This is a genomic window from Paenibacillus sambharensis (genome assembly GCF_003233845.1).
GTDB classification, from domain to species: domain Bacteria; phylum Bacillota; class Bacilli; order Paenibacillales; family Paenibacillaceae; genus Paenibacillus_I; species Paenibacillus_I sambharensis.
The window spans coordinates 255314-270796 of sequence record NZ_QKRB01000057.1; the positions used below are offsets into that span (position 1 = coordinate 255314).

Genomic DNA, 15483 nt, shown 5'->3' on the forward strand with positions numbered 1-15483 from the left:
TCATACATTCCGGGAGGTTACGCAAGTGACGGTCCATTACAAGCTGGAATCATTCGAAGGGCCGCTGGATCTGCTGCTCCATCTGGTTGACAAGGCCGAGATCGATATCCATGAAATATCCATCAGTGAAATCACGGACCAATATATGGAGTACCTTGGCGCCATGCAGCAGCTTGAGCTTGAGGTAACGAGTGAATTTCTTGTAATGGCCGCCACTTTGCTGGCCATGAAGAGCAAGCAGCTTCTGCCGAAGCCGCCGGTCATCGAAGAGGATGACTACATGGACGATTGGGCAGATGATGGTCTCGATCCGCGGGATGAACTGATACAGAAACTGGTTGAGTACCGGAAGTTCAAGCTGATTGCCGAGCAGCTGCGCGAAATGGAGGCCGAGAGCGGCCTGATTTTTATGAAGGAGCCAGAGGATCTGACGCCTTACCTTCCGGCCGTGCCGGAAAATCCGGTGAAAGGTCTGCATGTATCCGACTTGATACAGGCCTTTCAAAAAGCGCTTCGCAGGGCGACTCGCCGTAATTTGGTCTCAACGGTGAAACGCGATGAAATATCGGTCAAGGACCGGATACGCGATATCGTCGAGCTGCTGCGGGGCCATGAGATGGTGAGGTTCTCCAAGCTGGTCCGGCAGGAAATGGACAGGCATGAGATCGTTGTAACCTTCCTTGCTCTGCTTGAGCTTATGAAGATGAAGCAGATCCAGTGCTTTCAGAACAGACTGTTTGATGACATCGTGATTCATTGGAGAGGGGAAGCGGAGGACGGTGGACTTTCCGACCTTGAAGTCGATTATTGAGGGCCTGCTGTATATGGCAGGAGAAGAAGGGCTAAGTGCCAGACAGCTGGCAGATATCATAGAACAAGACGCATCTGTAATCAAGGATGCCGTTCAGGAAATGAAGACAGAGATGAAGCGCAGGAAGCGCGGACTTCGGATCGCTGAGGTAGCCGGGTCCTACCGTTTCACAACGCTGCCCGAGCATGCGCCATATTTTGAGCGAATGGCCTTTACACCCGGCAGGCAGAGCCTGTCGCAGGCCGCTCTTGAGACGCTGTCGATCATTGCTTACCGTCAGCCTATCACGCGTGTGGAGATTGAAGAGATCCGCGGGGTCAAGAGTGACCGGGCGCTGCAATCACTCGTTAACAAGGATCTGATCGAAGAGGTCGGGAGAGCGGATGCCATAGGAAGGCCAATTCTGTACGGGACGACAAAATCTTTCCTGGATTACTTCGGCCTGTCCAGTCTGGAATCGCTGCCAGAGCCTTCATCATTCAATGAAAGCGAGCTGCTCGAGGAACAGACCCAGATGCTGTTCGAGAAGCTGGATAGTGTCCAAATTACAATTGATGAATTAAAAGAGCCTTAAACAGGCATGAGATTTGCACGCAAGGTCATACTATATCCGACAACATTAAGGAAGCGTTGGTGATTACAGGTGCTTGGAATCCCAGTCGGATGGTGGATCGCGGCAGGTCTCTTTTTTTTACTCGTCGTCGCGGTGTTGATGTCCAATATTGTCATTAAGAGTGTGATACGCCGGGAAAACGAGAACGACCACATCGAGATTAAGCTGCAGGCCTTGTTCGGGCTCGTCAGGTACCATTTGGAAATCCCGATTGCCAAGCTGAAAGGCATGGAGCTTGTATTCAAACGGGAACAGTCGGGAACACCAATAACACCCGGGGGAGAAGGCACCTCGGAGGAAACCATTGACCGGCATACGATTATGCGTTTGGTTGAGAAGCTGAACGATCTGCTTAAGTATACCCGTGACTTGACTGGTATAGCGAAGCAGGTGCTGTGCAAAACACGGATAACGGAATGGATCTGGACAACAAAGCTGGGAACAGGCGATGCTGTATGGACGGCTATGACAACCGGAATGGCATGGTCGGCCAAATCGTCTGTCATGGGCGTATTCTCTCAGATGGTCCGCCTGCAAACCATTCCGCAGATGGATGTGCAGCCGCTGTTCAATCAGACCAGCTTTACCACGGAAATTGTGAGCACGGCGAAGATCAGAGTTATTCAAATGCTGGTGGTGGGGGTTCGGCTGATCGGGCGTATTCGCGCCGTCAAAGGCGGCTTCAGGGCGTGGGGCCGTGTCCTCCTTCCAAGACGGTTGTCGCGGAACATCTGAGTTCATTAAGGCCATGCATAAGAATATCGGCCTCGGGAAAGCTAACAAAGCAGAACTATGCTTATTCGTAAAGGGAGGATGAAGAACATGGAGATGGAACATCCGATTCAAGGGTTAATGGAAACCGCTATGGAGAACATCAAAGCGATGGTCGATGTCAATACCATCGTCGGTGACCCGGTTCAAACGCCGGACGGCAGCATCATCATGCCAATCTCTAAAGTCGGCTTCGGCTTCGTTGCCGGCGGCAGTGATTACCGTGTCGATTCCGTTACGGAAACATCTACTGCAAACACGACAATTGAACACCACAATCCGTCCGTAGCCATGCCTTTTGGCGGCGGCAGCGGCGGCGGCGTCTCCATTACGCCAATCGCTTTTCTTGTAGTTGGCTCGCAGGGCGTTAAGATTGTTTCGCTTGATAACTCCACACATCTGTGGGAGAAGGTTATGGACTCTGCCCCTAAGGTATTTGACAAGCTGCAGAACATGATGAAGGGCGGCGGCGGTTCTATGGGAATGGGAGCTATGGGCTCCACTGGCATGGGTGCTGCCGGCATGGGCTCAGCTATGAGCTCTATGACATCCGGGATGGGTATGGGCTCCACAATGGGCGGATCGTCGATGGGTTCCTCGACTTCCGGCTCGACGGGCAGCTCGAACACTTCCGACAGCAGCAATCAATCGAGTGACGATGACAACAGCTTGATCTAGCTGTCTGTCGAATAGGCAAACCGGCTGTCCCTCTTAACAGGGGGGCAGCTTTTTGCTGGACAGGCAGCCTTAAGGGACATAACGGCCGAATGATAGCATATACTGTACAAGACCCCAAGCCGGACAGGCATAGGGAAGACATGTAAGGAGGTAGCTGAAAGCATGAAATCCTTGGTTACCGCACTAACCGCATTCGTGCTGCTCTTTTCTTCCGGTTTGTCAGCAGGCCATGTGTTTGCTGCACCGGCGAAGCTGTACACTAACGCCAAGGGGGCGGCCTTAATTGATGTGGAGTCCGGCAGAATATTATACAGCGCCCGTGGCAATGAGCGTATGCGGATCGCCAGCCTGACCAAGATCATGACAGCCATTGTGACCATTGAGCACGGCAATCTGTCAGAGGCTGTAAAGACAAGCAGGCGCGCGGCAGGCAAAGAAGGCTCCTCCATATATCTGAAGCTTGGCGAAGAGATGAGCCTTCACAACATGCTGTATGGGTTAATGCTTCGTTCCGGTAATGATGCGGCGACCGCGATTGCGGAGCATGTAGGGGGGACAGAGGAAGGGTTCGTTTTCTTAATGAACCAGAAGGCAGAAGAACTCGGACTTGACCAAACCCATTTTATGAACCCGCACGGGCTTGACCATGATGAACACTATTCGTCGCCTAACGACATGGCTCGTCTAACGGCCTATGCATTAAGAAATCCCACCTTCAGAGAGATCGTGAAGACGAAGGTGAAGTCAGCTCCAAATCCGAATGAAGCTTGGGATTATAAGTGGTACAACAAGAATAAGATGCTGTCCATGTACGAAGGAGCGGACGGCGTGAAGACCGGTTATACGAAGCTTGCCTTCCGCTGTCTGGTCAGCTCTGCTACCCGTGATGGCCAGCAGCTTGCAGCTGTCACGCTGAACGATGGAGATGACTGGAATGATCACCGTAAGATGCTGGACTGGGGGTTTGCCCATTACCCGCTTGAGACTGTTATCAAGAAAGGACAGAAGCTGACTACTGTAGCTGCCAGAACCGCTTTCCGGTATCCGCTCGCGCAGGGGGAGAAATCCCGCCTGACGGCCAAGCTGGTACGGCGGCCAGCGCAAGACGTCCGCTACACGCTCGGGGATGCGGGCGTGATCAACATTTCCCTCGACGGCAAGCTGATTGGCTCTATCCCGGTTAAAGCTCTTGCGGCTGCGCCATCTAACACATCAGCAAAGCCGGATCCGGACAGGAGCAGCAGCGAGCCGGAAGACATCGAGATTGGCAGCAGCAGTGACAGCTGGATAAATGCGGTTCGTGCGGTGTTTGGTGTTCTGTTCGGGAGGAAGGAGGCGGCTTGACATGGTAAATTGGATCTGGCTCATCATGATTGTGTCCAGTGTTATGGTTGCCGCCTTTACCGGGCGGATGGATGCTGTAACGGAAGCGGCCTTTGATGGCGCTACAACCGGCGTAACCGTCTGCTTCGGGCTGATCAGCGTGCTGGTATTCTGGATGGGCCTCATGCGGATTGGGGAGGATGCAGGCTTGCTCAGCAAGCTGGCCTCCCTGCTGGGTCCGCTTGTCCGGCTGCTGTTTCCCGATGTGCCACGGAACCATCCGGCGATTGGTTATATCATGTCAAATATGAGCGCGAACCTGCTCGGGTTAGGCAATGCGGCCACGCCCATGGGGATCAAGGCGATGCAGGAGCTGCAAAAGCTCAATCCTGACAAGGAAACCGCAACACCTGCCATGTGCACCCTGCTGGCGATTAACACATCCAGTATTACGCTGGTGCCGACCACGCTTATTGCCATCCGGATGAGCTACGAGTCAGCCAATCCTGCGGAGATTGTAGGAACAACGCTCGCGGCTACTGCGGTGGCAACAGCTGCTGCCATTCTTGCGGATAGGTGGTACCGCAGACGCTCCGCCAAGCCGCCCTTACATACCGGCGGGTCATCAGCAGCCGGAAGCAATCATTCTGCCGCCCTGAAGGGTGGCTGACAAGGATGTATCAATGGATTACCGTAATTTCAACGTGGATGATACCTGCACTTATCGCATTTATTCCATTATATGCTGCGTTTCGCAAAGTACCGGTGTATGAATCCTTTGTGGACGGGGCGAAGGATGGTTTCGGCACGGCCGTCTCCCTGATCCCTCATCTGGTTGGCATGATGGTGGCGATCAGCATGTTCCGGGCTTCGGGAGCGATGGATGCCATTGTGGCCGTGCTCGAACCGCTCTTCGCCTGGATGAAGGTGCCGGGCGAAGTGCTGCCGCTTGGCCTGCTGCGGCCGATTACAGGTGCAGGCTCACTGGCCTATACGACTGACTTGATCAAGGTGTATGGCCCTGATTCGATGATCGGCAGGATCGCTTCCACGATTCAGGGCAGCACAGACACAACGCTCTATGTGCTGACCGTCTATTTTGGAGCAGTCGGCATCCGCAGAACGAAGTACGCCCTGAAGGTCGGCTTGTTCTCAGATCTTGTCGGATTTCTGGCTGCTGTATTTATATGTTTGCTTGTTTTCGGTTAAGTAATGGCAAGGGAATTGTGTGAAGCAGTGCCATTATCAGCTTACAGGCCGCTTAGCGTCTAAAGACGCCAGGCGGTTTTTCGTTGTATACAGACTGCGGACTTCCGGTATGCTTGTGATTTTGGACTTCTATGGGTATGATGGTAGATGAGGTGAACCAACTTGGAACGTTTACAAAAAATATTGGCTCAGGCCGGCGTGGCATCCCGCAGGAAGTGCGAGGAGCTTATTTTGTCCGGCAAGGTAGAGGTAAATGGTGAGGTAGTAACAACGCTGGGCGTAAAAGCCGACCCGGCTGCAGATGAAATTAAGGTAAATGGCCGCAGGATACGCAGTGAAGCGAAGCTGTACCTGATGCTGCACAAGCCGAAGGGCGTCATCACAAGCGCCAGCGATCCGGAAGGCCGCAAGGTTGTAGGTGATTTCCTGCCTGGGATTAAGGAACGCGTCTATCCGGTGGGCCGGCTGGATTATGATACGGAGGGTCTGCTGCTGCTTACCAACGACGGTGAGTTTGCCAATCTGCTGACCCATCCAAGCCATCATGTCCCTAAGACGTATCATGCGACTGTGAAAGGTGTGCCGCACGGCTCGCTTCTGGAGAAGCTGGAGAAGGGGATCGAGCTCGAGGACGGCATGACTGCACCAGCGGAAATTGAATACCAGGACGTTGATCCGGACAGCAAGCGCTCAACCATCCGCATAACAATCCATGAGGGACGCAACCGTCAGGTCAGACGGATGTTTGAGGCCATCGGCCATCCTGTCATCTTACTAAAGCGTGTAAAGTTCGGCGATCTGACGCTGCATGGGCTTCCCCGCGGCAAATACCGGCATTTGACGCCTGGTGAAGTGAAGGAACTGCTGGGTTCATCCAAGAAGACACATAATGTTCACAAAAAGTGAAAATTGTCGAAATACATGGGTTTGGACATTTCGCTATAATGAAAGGTAAAGCCGTCAAACAAGGGTGGGGATGAACGAATGAAAGGCAAGATGCGTAAGCCCGTCCAAATTGTCATCCTGATCGGCGTCTTGCTGTTGGGCGGTTATGCCATCGGCAAGACGTTGTTTGTGTCTGGAGGGGCGCCCAAGATTGGGGACAAACCGCCTGCTTTTGAGCTGGCCGGGCTTAACGGGGATGTTCATAAGCTGGAGGACTATAAGGGTAAGCCGATGATTATCAATTTTTGGGGCACCTTTTGTCCGCCATGTGTGAAGGAAATGCCCGAGTTTCAGAATCAGTATGACAAATGGCACAGCAAAGGGCTGGAAATTCTTGCGATTAATTTGAGCGAGGATGATATTACCGTTCGCAGCTTCCTTCGAGATTTTGATCTTGACTATACGATCCTGCGGGATCATGAGAAAACAGTGGAAAAAAGATACGGGCTGCGTTCTTATCCCACTACTTTCTTCGTGGCAGCCGACGGAACGATTCAGGATATTTTTGTTGGAGGTATGACAGAGCAGGACATTGATACCCGAGTGGAAAAACTGCTGCAGGGTTAACCGCTTCTGGCGGCAGGGAGGGGGACCGACGCGATTGTTTCATAACACCAAATGTGAATGCGGTCATCAAAATCACGCCGGCACAGTTCTCTGTGAATCATGCGGCAAGCCGCTGGATGCAGAGCTGGCAGGGGATAATGCACCTCTGGAGATGCGGTATGACGGCGCAGCCAGACGTTCCCAGAAAGCAAACCCTGGACTGATTGACCGGGTATGGAACTTTTTTTCTTCCGTAAAGATTGCGGTAATTCTGATTGTGATTACGCTGCTTGGGGCCATGCTCGGCACAATCTATCCGCAGGAAGGAACCTTCATTAACTTTAATGACCCGGAGTACTATGAAGATACATATGGCCTGCCGGGAAAAATTTATTACATGCTCGGCTTATCTCATACGTATGAATCCTGGTGGTTTATCGGACTGCTCGTTATGATCGGCACTTCGCTGGTCATCTGCAGTCTCGACCGGGTGCTTCCTCTCTATAAAGCGCTGAACAAACAGCAAATCCGCAAGCATCTTCAGTTTATCACGAGACAGAAGGTCGTATATACCGGGCGGATTGACGATGCGGACACCGAAGAATGGACGGTCAGACTGGGTGAGCAGCTCCGCAAGAGAAACTACAAGGTATACCGCGATGGGGATGCGCTGCTTGCTGAGAAGAACCGTTTCAGCCGGTGGGGCCCTTATATCAACCATATCGGCCTTATCCTGTTTCTTCTGGCGGTTCTTGCGCGCAGTATTCCGGGCTGGCATATGGATACGTATGCTGTTGTTCCGGAGGGGGATACCGTCAGATTGGCAGACACCAATTATTATCTGAAGAATGTTGAGTTTTCCGTGGATTACTACAGTAATGAAGAGCTGCCTGAGGAGCTCCGGGACACCGTCCGGGCCAAGAAATATCAGACAAAGGCAGAGCTGTATGAATGTGTGGATAACTGTGCAGGCACCCAGGGTGAACCGGTTCTTGAAAAGGTGACCGAGCATGACATCATTGTAAACTCTCCATTGAGCTACAAGGGCCTTAAGGCGTACCAGTTCGATTACGATCCTACCCCGAAGCTGAAAGCTGTTAATCCGATGCTTGTGGACAAGAAGACGGGCGAGGCTTATGGGCCGTTTCACTTGTCTATTACGGAGCCCGAGATGCTGTATGAGCTGGGACCTTACCGTCTGGAGCTGATTACACGCTTCATGGACTTCACCATAAACGAACAGGGTAAACCAGCCACGAAGTCGAGGGAGCCTAACGCGCCGGCTTTCCTGTTTCTTGTGAAGGGACCGGAGCTTGATCCGGCCGGTGAGACGTTCATCTATTTTCCGAAGCAGGTGGACAAGCAGCGCTTCAGTCAGGATATACTGAACAGGGAGCTTGCGGAGCGGATTGAATTCCGGGTAGACAGCATGGAAGAGGTGGAAATATCGGGCGCAACGACTTACCTTAATATCCGGATCGATAAAGCGATGCCGTATATATGGGTTGGCGCTGCTATATCCATGATAGGCCTTGTGATGGGCTTCTACTGGAACCATCGAAGAATTTGGCTGCGAATCGACAACGGCATCCTGTCACTTGGCGCACATACGAACAAGAACTGGTACGGAATGAGAAATGATGTAGCAGCAGTTCTGCGCAGGATGGGCATTGAGTTGGATCCGAAGTCGCTTGATAACGGAGGGAACAAGACGTGAATTGGTTAGACATTAGCAGCAGCGCCTTTATTGCGGCGTTTTTCCTATACTGCTTCGCTTTTCTGTTCTATGTCATTGCGGTGGCTGGACGGAAATGGAGCAACCGTAAGCCGGAAGAGCATGTGCGCAAGTGGTCCCGGGTCGGATTTGTTTTCTCGACGATTGGACTAGCGGCCCATCTTGTGTTTTTCTTCACACGCTGGGCAGGAGCCGGACACATACCAACCAGCAATATGTATGAGTTCATGACCTTCCTAGGCATGTCCATCATGATTGCTTTCACTATTATTTATCTGATTTACCGATCTCCCTTGCTCGGGATGTTCGCGCTTCCCCTTACCATTGTGATTGTGGCCTATGCGGCGGTATTTCCGCAGAAGGTGCAGCCGCTCGTTCCGGCATTGCAGTCCAATTGGCTTAAGGTGCATGTAACAACCGCGGCGCTTGGAGAAGCGTTCTTCGCAGTCGGCTTTGCGGCCGGATTGATGTACCTGCTGCGAGTGATCGATTTTAAAGGGACAGACAAGGCAGCCAGACGCGCACAACGCTGGATTGAGTTTACGCTGTATGTGATTATTGTCATTGTTGGCTTTATCGGTGCTGTGTTCCTATTCAGAGGGATGGATTATCAGGCCAGCTTCACACAGACTACAATCTCGTATGATAAGACTGGCGCGGAGTCCATTACGGAAGATAAGGTGGAATACACACTGCCGCCGATTGTGAAGCCGTACAACAGTGAGACAACGTCTATCGAGCCTTTCCTCGGTATGAAATCGCCGCTCTTCGAGGCGCCGTCCTGGATGAATGGCGCGAATGCGGGCCGCAAGCTGAACACGGTCATTTGGTCTGTTATCGCCGGCACACTGCTGTATGGACTACTAAGACTGGTGTTTCGCAAGCCTCTCGGCGCGGTTATTCACCCGACTTTGGAGGGGATTGATCCCGAGGATCTGGATGAAATCAGCTATCGCTCAATCGCGATTGGCTTCCCGGTATTCACCTTAGGCGCTCTGATCTTTGCCATGATATGGGCAGAACAGGCTTGGGGCCGGTTCTGGGGCTGGGATCCGAAGGAAGTATGGGCCCTGATTACATGGCTGTACTACAGTGCATACCTCCATCTGCGCTTATCGCGCGGCTGGCAGGGACACCGTTCATCCTGGCTGGCTGTAATCGGCTTTATCGTAGTCATGTTTACATTAATTGGTGTCAATCTCATTATTGCCGGCCTGCATTCGTATGCCGGGGTTGACGGATAACCGTTCCCAAAGGAGAGTATCAACCTATGTCTGAACAAATTCACCGCATACTTGTTGTTGACGATGAAGAGCGAATCCGCCGTTTGCTGAAGATGTACCTGGAGAAGGAAGGCTATATCATTGAAGAGGCCGAGGACGGCGAGACAGCACTAAGAATCGCTACCGCCGATGAGTTTGATCTCATTCTGCTGGATGTCATGCTGCCAGGTATGGATGGGATCGAGGTCTGCTCCAGATTAAGGCAATCCAAGGCTACTCCGGTTATTATGCTGACAGCCAAGGGCGAAGAGATGAACAGGGTCCAGGGCTTCGAAGTGGGAGCTGACGACTATGTCGTTAAGCCGTTCAGTCCGCGGGAAGTTATCTATCGTGTTAAAGCGATCCTGCGGCGTTCTTCTGCGACAGCCTTCTTATCGAAGGAAGCGAACACCAGCAATAATATCGTATTCCCGCATCTGGTAATTGAACATGATGCCCACCGGGTCACGGCTGGAGGACATGAAGTGAGCCTGACACCGAAAGAGTATGAGCTCCTGCACTACCTGGCTATTTCACCGGACAAGGTATTCTCGCGTGAAGACCTGCTTAAGGATGTGTGGAATTATGAATTTTTTGGTGATCTTCGTACGGTTGACACGCATGTCAAGCGTCTTCGGGAGAAGCTTAACAAGGTGTCTCCAGATGCAGCGGCCATGATCACGACCGTATGGGGTGTCGGCTACAAGTTAGAGGTGCCTAAGTAAGATGGTGTTGCGGTTCTTGCGCAGCGTTGTAGGCAAGCTGTGGGCTACGATTATGGCCCTTGTAGCTGTGGTGCTGATCATACTCGGTATGTTCCTGCTCCAATATATCGATATTGCGTTTACGAATGCCGACGATGTCAAGATGCTCTTCATCATTACCTGTATCATCGGATTTACGCTCTCCACCTTCTTTGCTTTCTTCTTATCGTTCAAAATCACACAGCCTCTGCTTCAGCTGAAGAAGGCTGCCGATCTGATCGCCCAGGGCGAATACCGCACCCGGGTGCCCATTCGCTCTACGGATGAACTGGGAGAACTGGCGGGAACATTCAATCATATGGCGGCTGAAGTCGATAAGCTTATCGGGGATTTGCAGCATGAGAAGGATCATCTGTCATCCATTCTGCGCAGTATGGCTGATGCCGTCATTACCTTCGATGCTACCGGAGAAGTCATTATGACCAACCCCGAAGGGGAACAGATTATGGAGCAGTGGAGCTCTATTTCCAGGGATCAGGAGCCGGGACAGCTGCAGAGGTATGGCTCCGTGCCTGCTCCGCTGTACGGTTTGTTCCGGGATGTACTGCGGCAGGGCAGAGATCAAACCGATAAGATGCATGTGCAGAACGACGTGTGGTCTATTGTTATGGCGCCACTCAAGTCAAAGGAAAGTGTTAGAGGAGCGGTAGCCGTGCTTCGGAACGTGACAGAGGAATACCGGCTGGAGAAGCTCCGCAAAGATTTCGTGGCCAATGTCTCCCATGAGATCCGCACACCGTTGTCCATGCTGCAGGGCTATAGTGAAGCCTTGCTTGACGATATTGCCGCTTCTCCTGAGGAGCGCAATGAGCTCGTCCAGGTGATACATGACGAATCGCTGCGTATGGGACGACTGGTGAAGGATTTGCTTGATCTGGCCCGAATGGAAGCCGGTCATATGGAGATGAAGCTGGAACAGGCTGATCTAAGCGAACTGATCAAGCGGGTACACCGCAAGTTCTTGGTCTATGCCAAAGACCGGGGGATTGCCCTTCGGTATGATCTGCCAGGGGAACCGATACGGCTGGAGCAAGCAGACGAGGATCGTCTGGAACAAGTGCTTACGAATCTGCTGGATAATGCTATTCGTCACACGCCCGAAGGGAAAGAGATCAAGATATCCGCTGAGGAAACGGCTGTCAAGGATAAACCGTTTGCCAGAGTTACGGTAAGAGATAAGGGGCAGGGAATTCCCAAGGAAGACATTCCATTCATCTTTGAACGATTCTACAAGGCCGACAAAGCGCGCACACGCGGTAACAGCGGTGGGACGGGGCTTGGCCTGGCAATCGTGAAGAATATCATCGAAGCTCATGCTGGTACTATTGAGGTTGCCAGCACACTTGGAGAAGGAACAGCTTTCACCCTGATGCTTCCTGTCGAAGGGCCCGGTGTACTGTCCAAGCCTCGCGAAACGTAGCGTTTAATCTTGTTGTTCGTGAAACAATAATATTAAATAACGGCCGTTCAGGAATTAACCTGGGCGGCCGTTATTATAATCCATATCATTCGATGCCAATAGAAGGGCTGTCCCAAAGGTCATACATACTGATCTTCGAGACAGCCCTGATTATGTTAATTGCTAATTAATCAAACGAGCAGGATTTCTTTAGCCTTATTAACATCCGGCAGGCTGACAAGCTCTGCAATGACTTCCTTGGTTGCTGCCTTGTCCACAGTCAGGACCATAATCGCCGCTCCGCCAACCAGCTTCCGTCCAACCTGCATGGTTGCGATGTTAACGTCATTATTGCCAAGCAGGGTACCTACGCGGCCGATGATGCCCGGCTTATCGTTATGCTTGACAAGGATAAGATTGCCTTCCGGCGAGACATCAACCGGGAACTTGTCGATCTGTACAATACGGGTACCGTAACCGGTGAGCAGCGTGCCTGCTACGAGGCGTTCCTCGCTCTGTGTGCGCAGCGTGACCGTCACCAGGTTAGTAAAGCCTTTGTGGGCGGTTGATTTGTTAACAACAATGTTCAGGTCACGTGTTTTGGCCAAGTGCATGGCATTAACCAGATTAACCTGATCCGAACCGAGATGATGGGACAGTACACCCTTCACAACATAGCGGGTGAGCGGCTGTGTATCCACATCTGCGAGCTCTCCAGAGTAGCTGACGGTGATTTCTTCAACCGCACCATGGGCTAGCTGGGCTGCAAAGCTGCCCAGTCTTTCGCCAAGGGAGAAGTAAGGCTGAAGCTTGTTAAGGACATCGCCCGGTACTGGAGGCATATTCACGGCGTTCTTGAACGCTTCGCCGCGCAGAATATGAAGAACCTGCTCGGAGACATCAATCGCAACATTCTCCTGGGCTTCTACGGTTGAAGCACCCAAGTGAGGGGTTACAATAATTTTCGGATTCGTAAGGAATGGATGATCCTTCTCCGGCGGCTCTACTTCGAATACGTCAAAGGCTGCGCCGGCTACGATGCCCTTGTCGATTGCTTCCACAAGAGCCTGCTCGTCAATAATGCCACCGCGGGCACAGTTAACGATCCGCATGCCAGGCTTCATGATTTCGAACTGCGGGCCTGCGATCATGTGGCGTGTTTCAGGAGTAAGCGGGGTATGGACAGTCATGAAATCCGCATTTCGGACAATGTCTTCAACAGAAGACAGCTTAACGCCCAGCTTGTTGGCGCGGTCTTCGGTCAGGAATGGATCATAGGCCAGAATTTCCATGCCGAACGCTTTGGCACGTGATGCCACCTCGCTGCCGATTCTGCCCATTCCTAGAACGCCAAGCTTCTTGTTGCGGAGCTCCACGCCAAGGAAAGTCTTGCGGTCCCAGATGCCGTTAATCGTCTTGGTATAAGCTTGCGGAATATGACGGGCAAGCGCCATCATCATAGCGAAGGTATGCTCACAAGTTGTAATCGTGTTGCCATCCGGGGCATTGATGACGATGATGCCTCTCTCTGTGGCTGCAGGCAGGTCGATATTGTCGACGCCAACGCCTGCACGGCCTACAACCTTAAGCTGCTTGCCAGCTTCCATGATCCGTGCAGTGACTCGGGTCTGGCTGCGCACAAGCAGTGCGTCATATTCGCCGATAATAGCGACCAGCTCGTCCTCGCTAAGGCCGGGCTTCTTGTCGACAGAAACATCTTCAGCATCGACAAGCTGCTGGATTCCAAGGTCACTGATGGGGTCCGATACGAGTACTTTAAACATAATGCAACACGCCTCCATAATCATAGTGGTGGTAAAAGGAAAAAACTCCCGATCCCGGTACCGTTCGCTGCGGCGGGACGAGAGTTAGACCGGCATTGCTTGCTGTTAAGCTCGTTCCCGTTACTCGCATGTGAGCTTACGCTACAACGAGTAACGGCTCTTGTAAGTATAGCTTATTCCATTCTTCAGAATAATCCTACTAATACGGAATAATTATCTTGTCCTTTCCTATTTTAAAGCATTAGAGCGCAAGAATGCAATCAGCAAACTTGATGAAATGTGAAAATTTCGTTATCATTCTACCGTAATTGGCGTGTTATGCCTGTTTATGTCATAATACGGCACAGTGGAAGCAAACGAGATGGAGGGTTTGAAGTGGCTGGAGAATGGCAGGACATTAGTCCGGAAGAATTGTTCAAACAGCTGGAAGAGGGACGGGTGGAACCAGCCAGTATAATAGATGTCCGTGAACAGGAGGAGTGGGACTACTACCACCTTCCAGGCACGAGGCATATCGCTATGAGCGTGATACACGAATCGCTTGACGACCTGTCCAAGGACAAAGAGTGGTATGTGCTCTGTGCTCACGGCGTACGCAGTATGCATGTATGCAGTTATATGGCTGGACAAGGCTACAGCCGCCTCCGCAACATAACAGGCGGAATAGCGGCTGCAGCCTTGTTGAATGGTTTTCAATACGATTAAGAGATGAAGAATGGCAGCTGTGGAAGCAGTTCTTTGCTGTAGAACCTGGATTTGCTTGACATGAAATCTCCGCCGCGCACCGCTTCCGTTCCCAAGAGCAGGTCAACAATGGCGGATACCGTCTTGATCTTCATCTTGGAAGCCTGACCGGAGGCAATGAAAGCATCAATGCGCGCAGTCATATCCTGCGGATGATAACCGGTAAGAAGCTTGCGTGCTTCAAGCTGATCGGCGATCAGCTTGTTCTTGACAAGAATCGGCTGCGCTTTCCAGGTGGCGAGATCGAGCAGGCTTGGCGCTTCATAATTGCCGGGAACCTTCTTATTGACGGTCGATCCCCACTTCAGCATGGCGCTGTAATATTCCTGTTGGCTCTGAAGGGCATACTCGGCAGCCTGCTTGTAGTAGGCATCCTTGAAGAGCAGGGCGGCAGTATCCGCCGGTGTCTTGCTCTTGGCTGCGGCTGTTTGCGCTTCAGCAGCCTGCTTGAACAGCTTAAGACTCTTCAATGTGCTGGTATGAGCGTCGACCAGCAGCGGTGAAACGGCCGGAAGGGAAGCTTTAGCGGCTTCCTTATACTGCTTATCCGCCAAGGCAGCCAGTTCCTTTAATTTATCGGCAGGCTCCTCGGTTAGTCCCGATTTCATCCGGTCCGTTTCAGCTACCCATTCATTCAAAAATTCACGATACGGCAAAAATACGGTATGATAGTAGGACACAAGATCCTGCTGCTGGTATGCGGTGTCTTTGTCGGCGACCTCTGCATTCAGCTTTTTGCTTGGCACGTACTTTGCTTCAGTCTCTTCAGCACCGACCTTCATACCGTAGAGGAATGCGGCAACGGCTACGACCAGCATGAAGATAAATCCAAGACTGAACAGCATTTCGGTTCGGGTTAATCGCTTTTCCATGACAATCTCCTTCAATATATGTAGTGG

Annotated in this window: 15 protein-coding genes and 1 pseudogene; 14 read left to right on the forward strand and 2 right to left on the reverse strand. The window is 51.9% G+C overall.

What is annotated here, in order from left to right; translation table 11 throughout:
* Nucleotides 1-25: 25 nt before the first annotated feature.
* The 13 genes and pseudogenes from DNH61_RS22935 (at nt 26) to DNH61_RS22995 (ending at nt 12077) form a co-directional block, all read left to right on the forward strand.
* Nucleotides 26-811, forward strand: coding sequence for a segregation and condensation protein A (locus DNH61_RS22935; RefSeq protein WP_111149150.1), 786 nt, complete (start codon nt 26-28; stop codon nt 809-811).
* Nucleotides 780-1385, forward strand: coding sequence for an SMC-Scp complex subunit ScpB (gene scpB / locus DNH61_RS22940; RefSeq protein ID WP_111149151.1), 606 nt, complete (start codon nt 780-782; stop codon nt 1383-1385). Before DNH61_RS22935 ends, scpB begins: the two co-directional genes overlap by 32 nt.
* Nucleotides 1386-1454: 69 nt before the next feature.
* Nucleotides 1455-2159: a DUF2953 domain-containing protein gene (locus DNH61_RS22945; RefSeq protein ID WP_146241123.1), complete on the forward strand. Its 705-nt coding sequence runs from the start codon at nt 1455-1457 to the stop codon at nt 2157-2159.
* A gap of 93 nt (nt 2160-2252) precedes the next feature.
* Nucleotides 2253-2672: pseudogene (gene ytfJ, locus DNH61_RS22950) on the forward strand (GerW family sporulation protein); the annotation flags it as partial.
* A gap of 363 nt (nt 2673-3035) precedes the next feature.
* Entirely contained in the window at nt 3036-4217 is a 1182-nt protein-coding gene (locus tag DNH61_RS22955) for a D-alanyl-D-alanine carboxypeptidase family protein (RefSeq protein ID WP_111149153.1), read from the forward strand.
* Nucleotide 4218: 1 nt separating this feature from the next.
* Entirely contained in the window at nt 4219-4866 is a 648-nt protein-coding gene (locus DNH61_RS22960; protein ID WP_111149154.1) for a nucleoside recognition domain-containing protein, read from the forward strand.
* Between the two features lie 5 nt (nt 4867-4871).
* Nucleotides 4872-5405, forward strand: coding sequence for a spore maturation protein (locus DNH61_RS22965; protein WP_111149155.1), 534 nt, complete (start codon nt 4872-4874; stop codon nt 5403-5405).
* A gap of 162 nt (nt 5406-5567) precedes the next feature.
* Entirely contained in the window at nt 5568-6311 is a 744-nt protein-coding gene (locus DNH61_RS22970) for a pseudouridine synthase (protein WP_111149156.1), read from the forward strand.
* 78 nt (nt 6312-6389) lie between these two features.
* A complete protein-coding gene (locus tag DNH61_RS22975; RefSeq protein WP_111149157.1) occupies nt 6390-6917 on the forward strand; it encodes a redoxin domain-containing protein in 528 nt (175 codons plus the stop codon).
* Between the two features lie 34 nt (nt 6918-6951).
* Nucleotides 6952-8613 carry a cytochrome c biogenesis protein ResB gene (resB, locus tag DNH61_RS22980; protein ID WP_111149158.1) on the forward strand — a complete coding sequence of 554 codons (1662 nt, stop codon included), beginning with the start codon at nt 6952-6954 and terminating at the stop codon, nt 8611-8613.
* Nucleotides 8610-9875 carry a cytochrome c biogenesis protein CcsA gene (gene ccsA, locus DNH61_RS22985; RefSeq protein WP_111149159.1) on the forward strand — a complete coding sequence of 422 codons (1266 nt, stop codon included), beginning with the start codon at nt 8610-8612 and terminating at the stop codon, nt 9873-9875. Before resB ends, ccsA begins: the two co-directional genes overlap by 4 nt.
* A 26-nt stretch (nt 9876-9901) precedes the next feature.
* Nucleotides 9902-10618 carry a response regulator transcription factor gene (locus DNH61_RS22990; protein ID WP_111149160.1) on the forward strand — a complete coding sequence of 239 codons (717 nt, stop codon included), beginning with the start codon at nt 9902-9904 and terminating at the stop codon, nt 10616-10618.
* Between the two features lie 7 nt (nt 10619-10625).
* On the forward strand, nt 10626-12077 hold the full coding sequence (locus DNH61_RS22995; protein ID WP_111149413.1) for a HAMP domain-containing sensor histidine kinase: 1452 nt from the start codon (nt 10626-10628) through the stop codon (nt 12075-12077).
* A gap of 170 nt (nt 12078-12247) precedes the next feature.
* On the opposite strand, the gene serA is transcribed toward DNH61_RS22995, so the two are convergent.
* Nucleotides 12248-13840, reverse strand: coding sequence for a phosphoglycerate dehydrogenase (serA, locus tag DNH61_RS23000; RefSeq protein WP_111149161.1), 1593 nt, complete (start codon nt 13838-13840; stop codon nt 12248-12250).
* A gap of 375 nt (nt 13841-14215) precedes the next feature.
* On the opposite strand from serA, the gene DNH61_RS23005 reads away from it, so the two are divergent.
* Nucleotides 14216-14545, forward strand: a complete 330-nt coding sequence (locus tag DNH61_RS23005) for a rhodanese-like domain-containing protein (RefSeq protein ID WP_245948303.1) — start codon at nt 14216-14218, stop codon at nt 14543-14545.
* Here DNH61_RS23005 and DNH61_RS23010 read toward each other — a convergent pair.
* On the reverse strand, nt 14542-15456 hold the full coding sequence (locus DNH61_RS23010) for a hypothetical protein (protein ID WP_111149163.1): 915 nt from the start codon (nt 15454-15456) through the stop codon (nt 14542-14544). The two genes, DNH61_RS23005 and DNH61_RS23010, sit on opposite strands and share 4 nt — an antisense overlap.
* Nucleotides 15457-15483: the final 27 nt, after the last annotated feature.